Origin of the sequence: Acinetobacter higginsii (genome assembly GCF_000369845.1) — a bacterium.
GTDB classification, from domain to species: Bacteria; Pseudomonadota; Gammaproteobacteria; order Pseudomonadales; family Moraxellaceae; genus Acinetobacter; species Acinetobacter higginsii.
Map to the genome: position 1 here is coordinate 161,921 of NZ_KB850217.1, position 17,040 is coordinate 178,960.

At 40.5% G+C, this 17,040-nt stretch carries 19 protein-coding genes; 10 read left to right on the forward strand and 9 right to left on the reverse strand.

All coding sequences use genetic code 11. From position 1 onward, the window contains the following. Positions 1-2 precede the first annotated feature (2 nt). The 5 genes from F885_RS05800 to F885_RS05780 all read left to right on the forward strand — a co-directional run bounded on the left by F885_RS05800 (position 3) and on the right by F885_RS05780 (position 4,666). A complete protein-coding gene (locus tag F885_RS05800; RefSeq protein ID WP_005319977.1) occupies positions 3-989 on the forward strand; it encodes an aliphatic sulfonate ABC transporter substrate-binding protein in 987 nt (328 codons plus the stop codon). Between the two features lie 32 nt (positions 990-1,021). After that, positions 1,022-2,197, forward strand: coding sequence for an FMNH2-dependent alkanesulfonate monooxygenase (gene ssuD / locus F885_RS05795; protein ID WP_005319979.1), 1,176 nt, complete (start codon positions 1,022-1,024; stop codon positions 2,195-2,197). Then, on the forward strand, positions 2,194-2,997 hold the full coding sequence (gene ssuC, locus F885_RS05790; RefSeq protein WP_005319982.1) for an aliphatic sulfonate ABC transporter permease SsuC: 804 nt from the start codon (positions 2,194-2,196) through the stop codon (positions 2,995-2,997). The genes ssuD and ssuC overlap by 4 nt, the downstream gene beginning before the upstream one ends. 13 nt (positions 2,998-3,010) lie before the next feature. After that, positions 3,011-3,811 carry an ABC transporter ATP-binding protein gene (locus F885_RS05785; protein ID WP_005319985.1) on the forward strand — a complete coding sequence of 267 codons (801 nt, stop codon included), beginning with the start codon at positions 3,011-3,013 and terminating at the stop codon, positions 3,809-3,811. A 243-nt stretch (positions 3,812-4,054) separates the two neighbouring features. Beyond that, positions 4,055-4,666 (forward strand): TetR/AcrR family transcriptional regulator, encoded by a 612-nt coding sequence (locus F885_RS05780; RefSeq protein ID WP_004801743.1) that lies wholly within the window; start codon positions 4,055-4,057, stop codon positions 4,664-4,666. 274 nt (positions 4,667-4,940) lie between these two features. On the opposite strand, the gene F885_RS05775 is transcribed toward F885_RS05780, so the two are convergent. The 5 genes from F885_RS05775 to F885_RS05755 form a co-directional block, all read right to left on the reverse strand. Beyond that, positions 4,941-5,630, reverse strand: coding sequence for a hypothetical protein (locus F885_RS05775; protein ID WP_005319988.1), 690 nt, complete (start codon positions 5,628-5,630; stop codon positions 4,941-4,943). Next, the gene (locus F885_RS05770) at positions 5,620-6,036 is read right to left on the reverse strand and encodes a J domain-containing protein (RefSeq protein ID WP_005319991.1); all 417 of its coding nucleotides are present in this window, start codon (positions 6,034-6,036) and stop codon (positions 5,620-5,622) included. The genes F885_RS05775 and F885_RS05770 overlap by 11 nt, the downstream gene beginning before the upstream one ends. 31 nt (positions 6,037-6,067) lie before the next feature. Next, the gene (locus tag F885_RS05765; RefSeq protein WP_050560235.1) at positions 6,068-7,072 is read right to left on the reverse strand and encodes an HNH endonuclease; all 1,005 of its coding nucleotides are present in this window, start codon (positions 7,070-7,072) and stop codon (positions 6,068-6,070) included. A gap of 290 nt (positions 7,073-7,362) precedes the next feature. After that, positions 7,363-7,929, reverse strand: coding sequence for a phosphorylase family protein (locus F885_RS05760; RefSeq protein ID WP_005319999.1), 567 nt, complete (start codon positions 7,927-7,929; stop codon positions 7,363-7,365). Between the two features lie 64 nt (positions 7,930-7,993). Next, positions 7,994-9,124, reverse strand: coding sequence for a TDT family transporter (locus F885_RS05755; RefSeq protein WP_005320003.1), 1,131 nt, complete (start codon positions 9,122-9,124; stop codon positions 7,994-7,996). Positions 9,125-9,331: 207 nt separating this feature from the next. Between F885_RS05755 and ribF the strand changes: the two genes are divergently transcribed. The 5 genes from ribF to F885_RS05730 all read left to right on the forward strand — a co-directional run bounded on the left by ribF (position 9,332) and on the right by F885_RS05730 (position 14,894). Then, positions 9,332-10,333: a riboflavin biosynthesis protein RibF gene (gene ribF / locus F885_RS05750; protein ID WP_005320006.1), complete on the forward strand. Its 1,002-nt coding sequence runs from the start codon at positions 9,332-9,334 to the stop codon at positions 10,331-10,333. A gap of 56 nt (positions 10,334-10,389) precedes the next feature. Then, the gene (gene ileS, locus F885_RS05745) at positions 10,390-13,227 is read left to right on the forward strand and encodes an isoleucine--tRNA ligase (RefSeq protein ID WP_005320009.1); all 2,838 of its coding nucleotides are present in this window, start codon (positions 10,390-10,392) and stop codon (positions 13,225-13,227) included. Next, the gene (lspA, locus tag F885_RS05740; RefSeq protein ID WP_005186355.1) at positions 13,220-13,762 is read left to right on the forward strand and encodes a signal peptidase II; all 543 of its coding nucleotides are present in this window, start codon (positions 13,220-13,222) and stop codon (positions 13,760-13,762) included. The genes ileS and lspA overlap by 8 nt, the downstream gene beginning before the upstream one ends. Before the next feature lies 1 nt (position 13,763). Further along, complete coding sequence (locus tag F885_RS05735; RefSeq protein WP_005320012.1) at positions 13,764-14,246, forward strand: FKBP-type peptidyl-prolyl cis-trans isomerase; 483 nt, start codon at positions 13,764-13,766, stop codon at positions 14,244-14,246. A gap of 105 nt (positions 14,247-14,351) precedes the next feature. After that, positions 14,352-14,894, forward strand: coding sequence for an NADPH-dependent FMN reductase (locus tag F885_RS05730; RefSeq protein WP_005320015.1), 543 nt, complete (start codon positions 14,352-14,354; stop codon positions 14,892-14,894). A 218-nt stretch (positions 14,895-15,112) separates the two neighbouring features. Here the strand turns inward: F885_RS05730 and F885_RS05725 are convergent, their stop codons facing one another. The 4 genes from F885_RS05725 to F885_RS05710 all read right to left on the reverse strand — a co-directional run bounded on the left by F885_RS05725 (position 15,113) and on the right by F885_RS05710 (position 16,874). Then, positions 15,113-15,424 carry an ankyrin repeat domain-containing protein gene (locus F885_RS05725; RefSeq protein WP_005320017.1) on the reverse strand — a complete coding sequence of 104 codons (312 nt, stop codon included), beginning with the start codon at positions 15,422-15,424 and terminating at the stop codon, positions 15,113-15,115. Positions 15,425-15,434: 10 nt separating this feature from the next. After that, positions 15,435-15,935, reverse strand: a complete 501-nt coding sequence (locus F885_RS05720; protein ID WP_005320020.1) for a GNAT family N-acetyltransferase — start codon at positions 15,933-15,935, stop codon at positions 15,435-15,437. A gap of 68 nt (positions 15,936-16,003) precedes the next feature. Beyond that, the gene (locus F885_RS05715; protein WP_005320023.1) at positions 16,004-16,375 is read right to left on the reverse strand and encodes a cytidine deaminase; all 372 of its coding nucleotides are present in this window, start codon (positions 16,373-16,375) and stop codon (positions 16,004-16,006) included. A 34-nt stretch (positions 16,376-16,409) separates the two neighbouring features. After that, entirely contained in the window at positions 16,410-16,874 is a 465-nt protein-coding gene (locus F885_RS05710; RefSeq protein ID WP_005320026.1) for a GNAT family N-acetyltransferase, read from the reverse strand. Between the last annotated feature and the right edge of the window lie 166 nt (positions 16,875-17,040).

Below are 17,040 nucleotides of genomic sequence, written 5' to 3' on the forward strand. Positions count from 1 at the left end.
CTATGAAGTTGCTATCTAAAGTTTCTGTTTTGGGGTTGCTAATCTCTACATTTTCACTGAGTGGTTGCCAGAAACCAGAGCAGAGTACGGAGAAGACAACTTCAGCAGCTGAAAATACGGCTGTCAAAACCCTATCCATTGGTTTTCAGAAATCCTCCCTCAATTTGTTAGTTGCCAAACAACAAAAGCTATTTGAGCAAGAATTTCCGAATGCCAAAATTGAATGGCGAGAATTTCCAGCAGGTCCACAAATGCTTGAAGCACTTGCGGTTGGTGCAGTCGATTTTGGTTATGTCGGCAATACCCCACCCATCTTTGCGCAAGCCGCAGCTAAACCATTGAGCTATGTGGCTTATGAAGTGGTCGCACCAACAGGCCAAGCTATCTTGGTACATGCCAACGATAAAATCAGCACCCTTCAAGCCTTAAAAGGCAAACGTGTCGCGGTTCAAAAAGGCTCCAGTGCGCACGAACTTTTGGCAAAAACCTTGCAGAAAGCAGGTCTATCTTGGCAAGACATTCAACCGATCTGGTTACCTCCTGCCGATGCACGCGCAGCTTTTGACAAACAGGCCGTTGATGCGTGGGCAATTTGGGAACCTTACTTAGGTACAGCAGAACTGCAAGGCCATACCAAAACCTTGGTCGATGGCTCTGCTTTTCCAACCACTTATTCTTTTTATATTGGTAATCCTGATTTTATTCAAAAGCATCCTGATTCTGCGCCAAAGCTGATTAAGAGCATCAACATCGCGGATCAGTGGATTGTGCAGCATCAAGATCAGGCACTACAGATTTACGCACAAAGTACGGGGCTGAGCCTTCCTGTGGCACAACGTGTTTTAGACAAACGACCAAAACCATCACCTGTACACATCCTCACAGCTGAGGTCATAAAGAGTCAGCAGCAAATCGCCGATTTATTTAAACAAGAGCAACTCATTCCTGTGCAAATTGATATTCAGCACAGTGTCTGGTCTGCCCAATAAACATTGATTTCATTTTCATAAGGAACATCGACATGAATATTTTCTGGTTTATCCCCACTCATGGTGACAGTCGTTATTTAGGCACCAGCAAGGGTGCTCGTCAGGTCGATCATGCTTATATGAAACAGATTGCAGTTGCCGTGGATAATCTGGGTTATGCAGGCGTACTCATTCCAACAGGACGCTCTTGTGAAGATCCTTGGATTACGGCAGCCAGTTTAATTGATGCAACCACCCAGCTTAAGTTTTTAGTCGCACTTCGTCCTGGGTTGACTACACCAGCACTTGCTGCACGCATGGCAGCAACTTTTGATCGCCTCTCCAATGGCCGTATTCTGCTCAACCTTGTCACAGGTGGTGATGAACAGGAACTCAAAGGTGATGGACTCTATGAAGATCACAGTACCCGTTATCAAACTGCTTCTGAATATGTCAAAATCTGGCGCGAAATTCTCACTCGCTCACATACGGGTGAACCGTTTAGCTTTCACGGCGAGCGTCTCAGTGTGGATGATGCCAAACTACTCTATCCACCCGTACAAAAACCTTATCCACCGCTTTGGTTCGGTGGCTCATCAGAAGCTGCAACCGAGTTGGCAGCGGAACAGGTCGATACCTATTTGACTTGGGGTGAACCTCCTGCTGCCGTAAAAGAAAAGATTGAGCATTTACGTGCCAAAGCCGCAGCCAAAGGCCGTACCCTGAATTATGGCATTCGCTTACACGTGATTGTGCGTGAGACCAATGAACAGGCTTGGGCCGCTGCAGATGAACTGATTCAATACCTAGATGATGCAACGATTGCCGCAGCACAGAAAAAATTTGCACAAATGGATTCAGTGGGCCAGCAACGTATGGCTGCATTACATGGTGGTCGTAAAGATCAACTTGAAGTATCACCGAACCTATGGGCGGGCATCGGCTTAGTCCGTGGTGGCGCGGGAACCGCTCTAGTGGGTGACCCAGAAACCGTTGCTGCACGAATTCAAGAATATGCAGACTTGGGTATTGATACCTTTATTTTCTCAGGTTACCCACATTTGGAAGAGTCAATTCGTTTTGCCGAACTGGTGTTCCCTTTACTGCCACTCAAAACCCGTGAAAAACTGGCGCAACCGCATTTAACGGGGCCTTTCGGAGAAATCATTGCCAATAACTATGTCCCTGAGACCAAGGAAGCAAAAACCTTGATCAAGGAGGACGCATGAGTGCCAAACCTTTTTTGAATGATGTTTCACGTGGAACACAAAAAATAGGCAAAGGTCTCCTGCCTTGGCTGTTTCCGATTTTATTGATTTTAATTTGGCAAGCAGCTTCTAGTTCAGGTCTATTGCAAAGTCGGGTCTTACCTGCCCCAACTGCTGTCGTGAGTGCCTTCTGGCACCTACTGATCAGTGGTGAACTTTGGCAACATGTCAAAGTGAGTGCTGGTCGTGCCTTACTCGGCTTATTGGTTGGCGGTGGCTTAGGGTTGGTTTTGGGGCTATTGAATGGTTCATCTCGTATTGCCTCAACCTTACTCGATACTACCCTGCAAATGATCCGTAATATCCCTGCGCTAGCACTGATACCACTGGTGATTTTATGGTTTGGGATTGATGAAACTGCCAAACTATTTTTAGTGGCCGTCGGCGTATTTTTCCCAATGTACATCAACACTTATCACGGTATCCGCTCGGTTGACCCTCAACTGATCGAAATGGGAAAAAGTTACGGACTCAATCGTTGGCAACTTTATAAAGACATTATTTTACCTGGTGCGATGCCCTCGATTTTAGTTGGGCTACGTTTCTCTTTAGGTCTGGTTTGGGTACTGTTAATTGTGGCAGAAACCATCTCTGCACAAGCGGGAATTGGCTATATGACTATGAATGCAAGAGAATTTTTGCAAACAGATATCGTCTTGGTGGGTATTTTACTGTATGCCCTGCTCGGAAAATTAGCAGATGTATTGGCTCAAGTGTTAGAACGTTATCTACTACGCTGGCATGCAGGTTATCAAAAATAATAAGGACATAACGATGAGTAACTTAAATTTAAACTTCTACGATAACAACCTGATTCAACCCGTTACTGAACCAGAAACCATAACCTCACCAGACAATGGTGCTCATATTCTGATTGAGCAGCTATATAAATTTTATGGCGAGGTCAAAGTTCTTGAAGACCTTGACCTGAACATTCAAGCAGGTGAGTTTGTTGCCATCGTTGGTCGTAGTGGCTGTGGTAAAAGCACCCTGCTGCGTTTGATTGCCCAACTCGAAAAGGCCAGTTATGGCGAAATCAAGTTCCAATCCGCTCGCAATTTCCGTGAAGGCATTACCAACCACGATATTCGTGTCATGTTCCAAGATCCACGCCTGTTACCATGGAAAAGCATTATACAAAATGTACAATTGGGGTTGCCTAAAAATCAGCATCAGCTTGCAGAAGCATTGCTAGAAAAAGTCGGGCTAAAAGACAAGGCGACGCAATGGCCAACTCAGTTATCAGGTGGGCAACGACAACGCGCTGCGCTTGCGCGCGCGCTTTCCCATACACCCCGTATTTTGCTGTTAGATGAACCACTCGGCGCATTAGATGCACTGACGCGGTTGGAAATGCAGAACCTGATTGAGCGCCTTTGGAAAGAACAAGGTTTTACCGCCATCTTGGTTACGCATGATGTTAGTGAAGCGGTACAACTTGCCGATCGGATTATTCTTTTGGATCAAGGGCATATCGCCCATAGTTTTCAGGTCAATCTACCACGACCACGCAAAAAAAGTATTGCATTCGCTCAACTCGAGCAACAAGTCCTCGATGCGGTTTTAGCTACCTAAAACTGCATTAATTTGCACTAAAATGTGACCAAAATAATAAAAACCGAGTGCTCTTTTCTCCTGATCAGAAAAAAATTATTTACAAAATATGTATGCATTTTTTTAGATTTCAATAATTATCAAATACATCGTTTGCATTGGCCTAAAAAGTATATTTTTTTCGATAAAAAATTTTCGCAATTGTGCACAAATCCGACAATTTATCTTACAATGTCAATGACATTTTTTGAATCAAGCTCGCAGATGGAACAGAAGAAAAGTACACAAAAGCGCAATCAACTGCTGAATGCTGCCCTAGATGTTTTTTCCGTCTATGGGTTTAGTGGTGCCAGCCTCGATGAGATTGCACAGCTCGCAAATATGCATAAATCGAATATTTTCTACTACTATGAAAATAAAGAGTCGCTTTATGTCGAAGTGCTCACCACTGTGTTGCAAAAGTGGCTTGCACCCTTACAAACCTTAGAGTCTGAGCTTGAGCCAACTGAAGCACTCACTCACTATTTGATTCAAAAAATTGAAAGCTCGCGTGATCAACCGAAAGCGTCACGTTTATTTGCTCTTGAGATTATTCAAGGTGCGCCGCATATTTTGCCAATCTTAAAAGGGCCTTTGAAAAAGCTATTTAAGCGTAAAACCAAGGTGATTCAAACTTGGCAAGAACAAGGCAAATTGTCGGCAGAGGTCGATCCAGAATTATTGATTCTCAACATATGGGCGATCACTCAAAACTATGCTGATTTTTCGACGCAAATAGAAATGGTCACAGGTAAAACCTTACGCAACCGTAGCATGTATCAACGGACCATCGAACATACCATTCATGTGATGTTGTATGGCGTGTTGCCACGTTAAATTTTCTTCTAAAAGCCTTAATTTTAGCGATTGACTTACACTAAAAAGCGACTATGTGAGTCGCTTTTTTCTTGCCAAATGGTTAAGGTGATTATTCAACTGAACTAATCAAAAATGTGGAACATTAATTAAGAAACATACGTAGAACGTGAAAAGTGAAGAAAAAGCCGTTCTAGTTCGCCGAACCCTAAAACGGTTTAGGCTAAGATATTGATGCAAATAGGAAAAGCTCAAGCATTTCGCATAAGGCGTATTATGTTAATTTTAAATAATCTTACGTATCATCAGAGTCACAACCAATCTCTTTTTTATATTCATCAAGAGCTCTTTCATCTCTAAGTTTATTCTGATGAATTTTTGTATGTGTTGAGGAATTTACTAATATACCAGCGTCAGGATCTAAACTCATTTCTGGGTCAGTATGCAAAGACTTCTGGTTTTTATGATGAAAAGCATACCCTTTTGATAGAGGATCTCCTGTTACTTCATCGACTGTAGAATCACGTAATGTCCTTAGTTTTTTTTGTTCTTTATTACTAAAATCATCTAAATTTCTTCTCAAAGCCTGAGCCTGATTCGAATCTGAAGCACTTATCAATGAATCACGAGCATACTGTTGCAAAGCTTGCTTACTTGCACTTCGAGACTCTTGTGCTCTTTCATCTAGTAAACCCACTAATGATGCGCTATGTACTAAATCCTTGCCGCCAACATTTCTTTTTTTACTGTCGGGAATAAAAGTATCTATTATATATTGAGCATCTCCAGCATTTTCTTGAAGAATTTTTGGAGCTTCATTAACATCCACATATGCCACTCCATTAGAGCCTAGTTTTACTCCATTCTTTATGGCACCATCAACTTCATTATATTTCTTATCATCAACTAGCTTATTCCGACGAGTTGGCTTTTCATATTCTTCAGATAGATCTTCGAGAATTATAGGTAATCTACTATTGCCCATTTTTCTTCATCCGTTCATATATATTATTTAACTCGGAAATGGCTTCATCTGCTAACATATGATTACATCTATCTGAATGCAGTTTAGAAGCAAGTTGCCTATACCATTGTTTTGATTCCCTCAATGAAGAGTACATTTCTTTCTTTATTCCTAAAATCTCTGCTCTTTTTTCTCCATCTAATTGGGTTAATGCAAAAATTAATTTTGCCTCTTCTGAAATAAAGAAATCATCTGAAATTAAGTTTTTTTGGTAAAGATTAAAAAGTCCAATCCAGCTTCTAAAAGAGTCATTTTCTACCCCAATCAGTTTTTTTACAAAACTTACAGCTGATTTAAACCCACCTTTAGTTTTGAAACTTTGCTTAAATTCTTCAATTGACTCCAATTCACATTCTCCATACTTCATACAAATTATCTAATTTAGATTGAACCTTATTTTAAGTTGACTTATCAACGTCGATATCTTCTTCAATCAAACTATCAAATGAAAAGTTCATTTTTAATCTATCAATCTTATATACCGAACTACTTAAATCAAGAGCTTCAGGGTTTCCCGTAAAAAATGGCTTTGGCATAAATTTAATATTAAATTTAAAATTCTTAATTTTTTGAACTTTTTGGATCATATTATCCGAGAAAATTGGAAATTCAAAAACAACATTTCCAAAACTGATTAATCCCATATACTCCATATCTTCTTCATATTGCTGAGTTTTTAGAACTTCATCAATGCTTTTAGTATCTTTTTTGATAATAATAATATTCAATGGTTTATGATTAAAAAATGGTAAATTTGATTTATAAACAGTTAAAGGAGAGATATAGGTTAATGTTTGATCGCGATCATTTATCCAGCTTCTTAATAATGAAAAATTTTGTAATTCATTTTTAGGTAACAATCCATAAACTATTTTCATGAAAGCTTTATATATATTTGATGGTCTATGCTTAGGAATATCAAATTGCATAACCATCGTTTTTTTTTCAAAATCAATCAAAAAATCAGATTCATATCCTAAAAATTCAAATCTAGTATCATCAAGATTAAATTTTCCAAAACTTTTTTGATTAATTGACCGATAATTTATAAGTTTATTTTTTTTATTTTTTGTTCGATTAAAAACCCTATAAATAGTTGTAAATTTATCCAAAGCATCTTCTATGCTAGAGCTAAAATAAGAATTACATTCATCACATTCTTCATAATGAAGTAAATATTTATTTCCTAAAAACTCAGGAATAACATGAGCTTTCTGACTAAAACTAGTATCATCTACAGATTTTAAGCAAAAAATACATGTTAATTTTTTATTTGTATCCAACGGATGTACATAGCCAAAATCTGTCAAATGAATAAAATCAGTTAAAGCAAAAATACCTTTATAACCTTCTAAATTTTTCAAATATTTCTTATTAGCTTTTTTTGCTTTTTGAATGCTCATCAAAAAATGATTTTCCTTATTAAAACTAAATTCTCTTATATGATATGTGGATTGTAGAAAATTTTTATAATTCATAGCTTTAATAACCTATATCATCTTGATTTTTTAAATAATAGTAAATTATATTATTTTAAAAATTAAGTAAATATTTTTCAGCTAGTTGAAGAACTTCTGAGTCTATTTAACATAATGGGGGTTATGCGAATTAATAAAATAATATTTTTTTAATTTCAATAGCTTAGTAGTGTGTAAAGTTTACCAGTACATACTACTACATTAGACCTTTGCATTTAAAAATGTGCTTGATACAGCGCCAATAATTTTTGTGCACCCAGCAACAGATTTTCTTCCCAGTCCAGATGCGCAGTATCATTGGCACCATCTGTAATATATTTGACTGAAATCAAACGTACTCCTAGCTTTTGACACACTTTGGCCAAAGCATAGGCTTCCATATCGACGAGGTTACAACTAACCTTTGGAATCCCTGTTTCAAAAGAATCACCTGTGCCGCAGATCCCTTTGGGTAAAATCTCAAAATGAGGCTGAGTATGGATCTCCGCAGGAATTTCATCATCCATCGGAGTGACCCCAACTGCGAAACCTAAAGGAGACACATCCATATCACGTTGTACGAAAGTGATCACCTCAACCAGACTATGTGCATCAAAGTGTGAACTGCCTGCACTGCCTAAATTGATTAGCGTTTTGCATCCCGTCTTTTGAATCACTTCAAATGCCTTGAATGCTGCATTAATTTTGCCGATGCCACTGTAATGAACGTCAATCCCTGCTTGCTCAAACAAGCCTTTAGATTCATTCGGCAAAGCCATAATCAGAGCAACATCAGCATTCATAAAAAGACTCATTCAAATCAAAATAGAGACACAAAAAGGTGTGCTTCGGCACACCTCGATATTATTACATCTTCTGCTGTAAGGCGACTAAACAGGGAGAGAAAAATAACTGACCGCTATACGCCCCTGCCAGTGTTTTCTTCATCACCAATGCCCATAGGCCAACCAACAACAGACTTAAAACCACAGCCACGTACTGTAAGAAGTCGATATGTAACTGATGCGCCAAGTTGAAGATCGCCAAGATAAAGACACCGAATGGGAAAGTCAGTCCCCACCAACCCAAGTTAAATGGAATGCCAGTGCGCATATGACGTAGTGTGGTCAAAATCGCAATCCCAAACCACCATAAACCAAAACCTAATAGCACCAAACTTGCCACAATACCCAAGGCTGGAAGTAATGTCGCTAAGCCTTCAAAGCCCATCGCCTGCATAATACGTGGTGCTTGTTCACCCAATAATAATAACGCCAACGCACCTGTACCAATCGGCCCTAAACATAACCAGCTAGAAATCGCGACCTCTTTTTCAGGTAACTGGTGTAAAGCTAAACGTAACATCAAAATGGTTAAGATCGCAAAAGCAGGTAGTACAGAAATACCCCACAACACATAGCCTGTGATCAAGATGGTTAATGCATGTTGATCGGCAGCTAAATGTTGTAATAGCAGCCCCGCAGAGCTGGCAGCGACTTCACAGGCCACGATCGGGAGTAACCATACCGCAGTCATCCGTTGTAATTGATGATCTTGGCAACTAAACATACAAAATGGCACCACCCACGCAATCACTACCGCAAGAACCACATCGATATACCAAAGGTAAGTGGCAATCTGAACGGCAATATCGCCATATAAATGGATACCAAAACTGAGAAAACCATTGGCAATCGTCGCTAAGCCCATCGGAATCGCACCAAGGAATAAGCTCATGTTGGGGTGAGTAAAAATCTGCTTGGCTTCAGTTGGAAATAAAATCCAGCGTAAGATATACAGCACGCTAAAGGTGCTAAATAACAAAATATTAAATTGCCATAATTTGGTCGCAAGCATAAATAAGACAGATGAAGCGAAAGGCAGCTGTGCTAAAATCATCGCCACCACACCTGTTCCCATGGTTGCAGTAAACCAGTTCGGGGTAAAATGGCGAATCACATCGGTGCTCTGTTCTAGCTGATAAAACGGCTTTTTCATCTCTTTCTCAATATCAAGCGACTATGCAGCTATTTTAGGTCAATCATTAAATAAGAAAAATTGATTTATTTTTATTTAATGAATCAATTTAATTGATATAAAGCTTCTAAATATTGAAAATTCCCTGTGTAAAAACACAACAACAAGACGAAACGCTGAGAATATGGCAATATATAGCCTTTGCAAAAATCACTGTATTTAACGCCCATGAAGTTGCTTCGTCTCAACGCATTATCGCCAGATTTTCAGTTACCCCCAACTGCGGTAACGATTGGCAATTTTGATGGTGTCCATCTCGGCCATCAAGCGATGATTGCTCAACTCAAAACGTTGGCTGAAGCGCAAGGCTTAAAAACATTGGTGATGATTTTTGAGCCACAACCGCTTGAATTTTTTAAAGGTTATGATGCACCGCCACGAATCAGCTCACTCAGAGAAAAAGTAGAATATTTAACTGAGCTCGGTGTGGACTACATTGCAGTTGCGAAATTTGATCAATATTTTAGAAGTTTAAATGCCACTGAATTTGCCGACCTACTCAAATTAAAACTCAATGCACAAAGCCTAGTGTTGGGCGATGACTTCCATTTTGGTAAAGACCGCCAAGGCAACAGCGAATTCTTACGTGACTACGGTTTTGATGTCACCAATTTAAATACTGTGGCTTTAAATGATGAACGTGTCAGTTCAACTCGTATTCGTCAGGTCCTTCAACAGGGTGATCTGGCACTAGCGGCAAAACTATTGGGCCGTCCTTATAGCATCACAGGCCGAGTACAATATGGCGATCAGATTGGCCGTACCCTTGATTTTCCAACGATTAATGTTCGTTTAAACCGTCACAAACCCTGTTTAAACGGAATTTATGCGGTGGATGTGGTCTGTGAGAATGCATCATTGAACGCAAAAGTAAAACATTCAGATCCTGCCCTCAACGGGATTGCAGGCTATCAAGCTGACAGTTTGTTTGGTGCAGGTCATGTGGGGACACGCCCAGCCATCAAACAAGACCAGCCAGAATGGCGATTAGAGGTACATTTCCCTGATGTTTCTGCTAATCTGTATGGCTTATTGATGCGGGTAACCTTTCTTCACTATTTGCATGGTGAACTGAATTACCCTTCGCTTGAAGCCCTCAAAGCTGGAATTGATGATGATGTGCAAAAGTTACGAGACTATCGTAGCAGCACACCAGAATTTCCTTTTTAAATTTAAAACGTAATACATGTCAGTTTACAAACTGATCAAACTGGAAGAAAACTTGCATGAGCGATAAGCAAACTCCTGAAAATGCAGTGGATTATAAAGCCACACTCAATTTGCCAGATACTGAATTTGCCATGAAAGCAAATTTGGCTGTGCGTGAAGCCAAATGGTTAGAAGAGTGGTATGCCGACAACATTTATCAGCAGATTCGTGAAGCGCGTATTGGCAAGAAAAAATATGTACTGCATGACGGCCCTCCATATGCCAATGGTCAAATCCATTTAGGTCATGCAGTCAATAAAGTCTTAAAAGACATCATCATTAAAAGCCGCGTTTTAGATGGCTTCGATGCACCGTATGTGCCGGGTTGGGACTGTCACGGCCTACCAATTGAGCTTAAAGTCGAAGAAAAAGTCGGTAAAGTGGGCGTTAAAGTTGATGCCTCAACTTTCCGTAAGGCTTGCCGTGAATATGCGTATACGCAAGTCGAACTACAGAAGAAAGACTTTGTGCGTATGGGCGTGTTTGGTGATTGGGACAATCCATACCTCACCATGAACTTCAAGCAAGAAGCTGACATCGTGCGTGCCTTGGGTGCGATTGCCAAAGCAGGTCATATCGAACCAGGTTTAAAACCTGTGAACTGGTGTATGGACTGTGGTTCGTCATTGGCTGAAGCCGAAGTTGAATACGAAGATAAAAAATCAGATGCGATTGATGTTGGCTTTACGGTTGTTGATCTTAAAGAGCTCAGCGCACGCTTGAATGTTGATGTTCAAGATGCCACGGATATCGTGATTTGGACCACCACACCGTGGACCTTACCTGCCAACCAAGCGGTCGCGCTACACGCTGATATCGACTATCAGTTGGTTCAAGTGACCACTGACCGTGGCACGCAAAACTTTATTTTGGCCAAAGATCTGGTTGAATCTGCGATCGAACGCTACAAACTGGAAAACCCAGTGGTACTCGCTGATTTCAAAGGTGCTGCAATTGAGAACCTTCTTTTGCAACATCCGCTGTTGGCAGATCGTCAAGTACCTGTAATTTTAGGCGAGCACGTGATTGCAACTAGCGGTACAGGTGCAGTACATACCGCACCTGGCCATGGTGTAGACGATTACAAAGTCGGTTTGTTGTATCAATTAAAAGTTGAAAACCCAGTGGGTGGTAATGGTGTTTATTTACCAACATCGCCAATTTTTGCAGGTGAACACATCTATAAAGCCAATCCTCAAATTATTGAGGCATTGGGTGCAGTTGGTCGTCTATGGGCACATCAGCCAATTAAACACAGCTATCCGCACTGCTGGCGTCATAAAACACCGATTATCTTCCGTGCGACACCACAATGGTTTATCAGCATGGATGCCAATGGTCTGCGTCAAAATGCATTGAATGCGATTGAAAATGACATCGAATTTGTGCCTGATTGGGGTCAAAGCCGTATTCAGTCGATGATTGAAGGTCGTCCAGATTGGTGTATCTCGCGTCAACGTACTTGGGGTGTGCCAATCCCATTTTTCGTGCACAAAGATACCAATGCATTGCACCCACGTACGCCCGAATTGATCGAAGAAGTAGCTAAACTGATCGAACAAGAAGGTATCGATGGTTGGTATAACCGTGAAGCGAGTGAGTTCATCGGTGCTGATGCAGAACAATATAATGCGGTACGCGATACCCTAGACGTTTGGTTTGACTCTGGGACTACACACTACGCTGTGCTTCGTGAACGTGATGATCTTCAAGATCCAGCAGACTTATATCTTGAAGGTTCAGACCAACACCGTGGCTGGTTCCAATCGTCGTTGTTAACCTCGATCGCGATCAATGAACGTGCGCCATATAAAGGTCTACTCACCCACGGTTTCGTGGTTGATGAGAAAGGTCGTAAGATGTCTAAATCATTAGGCAACATCATTACCCCACAAGACATTATCAAAGATATGGGCGCTGATGGCTTACGTTTCTGGATCGCATCTGCTGACTATCGTTACGAAATGACAGCTGGTAAAGAAATCTTTAGCCGTGCGTCAGATGGTTATCGTCGTATTCGTAATACCTTACGTTTCTTGTTAGCAAACTTGAATGGCTTCAAACCATCAACAGATGCGTTACCTGTCGACCAGTTGATTGCATTGGATCAATACATCTTACAACGTGCTGCTGAGGTTCAAAAAACCATTCAGCAAGCCTATGAAGAGATGAATTTCCACATTGTAACCAATGCACTAACAAGCTTCTGTATTAATGACTTAGGTGGTTTCTACCTCGACATCATCAAAGATCGTCAGTACACCACCAAAGCAGATTCACAGGCACGTCATTCTGCGCAAACAGCGCTATATCATATCGTGCAAGCTTTTGTTCGCTGGATGTCACCTATCCTCAGCTTTACCGCACAAGAAGCTTGGCCATTGATTCCAGAACAAACTGGAAAATATGTATTTACCGCAGAATGGTATGACATCCCAACTGCATCAACAGCAAACTTACTGTCTGAAGCAGATTGGCAAACATTGATTAGCGTAAAATCAGCAGTAAATAAACAGATTGAAGCAGCACGTAACGCTAAACTCATCGGTAGTAACCTATCTGCTAAAGTTGAACTTTGGGCAGATGAAGCATTACAAACATTGTTAAACCAATTGGCTGATGAATTACGTTTTGTCTTGATTACCTCTCAAGTCATCGTTCACCCTTATGCTGAACAAGGCGAAAGCACAGACCTCGAAGGTCTGCGTGTCCAAGTTTCAGCGGCAGATGGTGAAAAGTGTGTACGTTGCTGGCATGTATTGCCAGATGTAAATACACACGTTGGTCATGCTGGTTTATGCGCTCGTTGTATTATCAATGTCACTGGCAGTGGCGAAGTGAGAAAATATGCATAATTCTGTGCAAACAAGCCCAACAAAAAAAGGCTTATTCCAATTTTACCCGCACAACGTACTATGGCTTGGACTTTCAGTCCTTGCCATTGTGTTGGATCAATGGACCAAATGGATTGCAAGTTCGCATTTAAACTATGCGGACCCTGTTCCCGTCCTGCCTTTTTTAAATTGGACACTGCTGCATAATTATGGCGCAGCATTCAGCTTTTTGTCTGATGCAGGTGGCTGGCAACGCTACTTCTTTACCTCATTAGCAGGTTTTGTTTCGGTAATTTTTGTTTTCTGGCTGATGCGTATGCCTAAGAAAATGATTGTATTACCGATGGCAATTGCATTGATTCTTGGTGGAGCAATTGGCAATCTGATTGACCGTGTCAGCTTAGGCTATGTGGTCGACTTTATTCATGTTTATTATCAAAACAGCCATTTTCCAGCCTTCAATCTTGCAGATAGCTCAATTACCCTAGGCACGATTTTGCTGCTGATCGATACTTTCTTCTTAGAGAAGAAACGCAACCAAAATGCGGATGCATAAGATGAACGAAATTATCCAACCAAACGAAGAAATCCGTATTCAAGATGGCTCAAAAGTTGACTTACATTTTTCTGTATCGGTTGAAAATGGTGTTGAAATCGACAATACCCGTGGTCGTGAAGAGCCTGTCAGTCTTGTGATTGGCGATGGTAATCTGTTACCTGGGTTTGAAAAGGCTTTATTTGGTTTACGTGCAGGCGACCGTCGTACTGTACATTTACCGCCTGAAGATGCTTTTGGACCTTGGAATGCAGAAAATATCCAAATCTTTGATACGGTTAAATTTGAACAACGCCCAATCGTTGGTCATATGATTGAGTTTGAAGACAAGGCCAAAGCAACGCTGTTTGGCGTTGTAAAATCGGTCAATGATGACACCACAGAAATCGATTTTAATCATCCACTGGCAGGAAAAAATATTACTTTTGAAGTGGAAATCTTCAAAGTCACCCCAGCAGGCCAGCAAGGCATCAAATTGATGTAACAAAAAAGCTCTCAAATGAGAGCTTTTTTTATCGCCTAAAAAAAGTATAAGATCATTTAAAGGCATTCATTTTTAAAATCAAAGCAATAACACAGGAATTTAAACATGCTGATTTATATTATTGTTGGAAGTGTTCGGGAAGGTCGTACAGCGATCAAAGTCGCAAATTGGGTACAACAAGCGACAACTGAACTCGCATTAAAAGATATTCAAACCGAAGTTGTTGATCTTAAGGAATGGGACTTACCGCTCTTTGCAGGTTCTCATCCACCTGCGACAGGCATCTATGATCAGCCGAAACAACAGCAATGGGCGGATAAAATTGCGCAGGCACAGGCCTTTATCTTCATTAGTCCTGAATATAACCATGGCTATAGTCCAGCACTGAAGAATGCCTTGGATTATGTAGGTAAAGAATGGCAAGGCAAACCTGCAGCCTTTATCGGCTATGGTTCAACCAATGGCTCACGTTCAATCAGTCAAATTCGCCAAGTAACCTCAAGCTTAGGTCTAGTTGACCCCAATGCGGTGATTGAAATTCGCGACATATTTAAACGTAATAAAGACGAGAACTTTGAAGCCAATGAATTTGAAGTGAAAGGATTAGCGGCTCTCGTTGCCAAATTACAAAAATATCATATCGCTTAGTTGTAAGCCTAAGCGTACGTTGATTAGGTCGATTTACGTCTGTTCCATTTCTGGCTTGATCGCTATTATATGAAGCATAGAGAGACAGGAAGTCTCATTGAGAATAAGAACACACACAGGACGTGGTCGTTAATAGGATATCAACGACATAAACTGAATATGAAGAAGCCCCGTCAGGATGATGGGGCTTCTTTTTATCTATCATTTTTATAGGTGATTTAAAGACTTTTAAGATACGCAACCACTTCGCTATGCTCTGCCATTTCAGCAAGCTGTAGGGCCGTATATTCGCCTTTATACGCCACATTTGCACCCTTACTCACGAGTACCTTCACCACCGCCAAATAATCGTTCTCTGCAGCAGCTTGCAATGCACTATAACCTTCATCATCGGTTTGGTTTGGATCTATCCCCTCTGCCAATAGTTGCTCTACTTGTTCCACATCACCAATGGATGCCCAATACACCAGCTCAGGAAGATGTAGTTCTTCATCATCTTCAGGGAGTGGTGAAAAAGAGTTGAGTTTCATTTAGTTCCTCTCATTTAAAAGTTAGCAGTCTCTCCATAACAATGACGGGAGCAACATATTCACTGAGTTCTTTACGATAAAGTTCTACAAAACCTTTCTTTGACCAAAATGCAAATGCAGGTTCATTTGATTGAACCACTGCAATTCTCAACCGATCACATCCCCAAGTATTCGCAAGACTCGAAATAAAATGGACTGCTTGCGGGCCATAGCCTAAACCTTGATGAGACTCTATAAATAATAGCAGTCCAATAAATACTATTGATGACTCGGGATAACCTCGCAGAAGATCAATACAACCAATTATCTGTTCTTTATGATAAATCGCGTAAAAAAACTTTGCAGTAAATGGATGTCCACTCGGTACAGCTTTTAGATCGTTTCGAGCAGCATTTTTCTCTGCGCTATATCCTTGAATGAGTTTAAAATAATTTGGACTAGCCTCAAATACAGCTTGAATACTTGCTATATCAGTTTCACTATCAGAGCAGAGAAGACGATAACTCAGCATATACTTACTATCCTAATTCTTTAAATACGGACAACTTTTGCTTATACCGCATCAAAGCTGTACTCCATTCACCATCGACCAATGGTAGGGCAGGATTTAAATAATAATTTGTTCTCAGCTGTACTCACTGCCACTAGAACATCTCCTCCCCAATAGGAAAGACGCTCTTGGCAGATTCCACAAGGTTTTAAAATTAGAATATTTGAATGTTCCGGCGCTCTACATATACAGAGGGAATGTGTAATTTTTTCATTGATTTTATGTGCCTCCAAGCATGCCCCGACTTCCATACAAAGTGATAAAGCATCATTTCGTGTTTCAGGAGCAACACTAATCAAAATTTTGCCACTCTCAGTGGCGAGTGCAACAACACCACCCCAGCCTTTAGGATAATGGCTCTCCATAAAAACTTTCGCAGCTTGAAATAACTTTTGTTCCATCGTATCTCCAAACAAAGTCATAACTTCGCAATTTTTATTGTTGATATCTCATAATAGTTGCTTCTACCGTATGGTGATTGGCTTGATGTAGCACTTTAAAACCATGTCTTTGGTATAGTGAAATATTATGGCTTTCACATTGTAAATAAAGCATGGTTACGCCTAATTCTCTGGCTTTTTCTTTTGCCATCGTAATCATTTGGCTGGCAACACCTTGTCCTCGCCATAAAGGATCAACAAAAATCCCACCGATCCAATGCTCATATTCTGGATAGTTTTTATTCTCTCGTAGCTTCAGTTCTAAAGCACCGATCAATTCATTTTCATGATGAGCTACGATTGCTAAAGGAATAACATCACGATTAGCTGATTTTTCCAGCACCTTTTGATGCATCATTTCTTCGGTAATCTGTAAAGAGAGATAAGCCCATTCGTTATAGTACCACTTTGCAATTTTTCCAATCGCTTCTGGGTGATCTACGAGCAAAGAAATTTTCATTGTATTGTTAATTTTGAGAATGATTTATCAGATTTTAGCCGATTTCTTCTACCTATTTTCGTCCACACAATAAAAAACACCCCCAACGGTTAGGTTGGGGGTGTTTGATATTTAAAAGCTGGCGATGACTTACTCTCACATGGCAAGTGCCACACTACCATCAGCG